Source organism: Schumannella sp. 10F1B-5-1 (assembly GCF_006517535.1).
GTDB lineage: Bacteria > Actinomycetota > Actinomycetes > Actinomycetales > Microbacteriaceae > Schumannella.
Genome location: NZ_VHQH01000072.1, coordinates 1 through 206, shown reverse-complemented (window position 1 = coordinate 206; position 206 = coordinate 1). Strand labels below are relative to the sequence as shown.

The 206-nt window shown below is 62.1% G+C and carries 1 protein-coding gene; it reads left to right on the top strand.

All coding sequences use genetic code 11. The features are described from left to right. A partial coding sequence (locus FJ658_RS15030) for an AI-2E family transporter (protein WP_141146209.1) occupies positions 1-206 on the top strand: 206 nt, incomplete at both ends.

The following is a 206-nucleotide window of genomic DNA, read 5'->3' as shown; positions in this document are numbered from 1 at the left end:
TCCTCTCGTTCCTGTGCAGCTTCATCCCGAACATCGGATACTTCATCGCGATCATCCCGCCGATCGTCTTCGGCGCCCTCGTCGGCGGCTGGCCGACGGTGATCTGGGTGATCGTCATCTACGGCGTCATCAACGCGGTCGTGCAGTCGATCGTGCAGCCGGTGGTGGTGGGCAACGCGGTGCTGCTGAACCAGACCATCACCTTC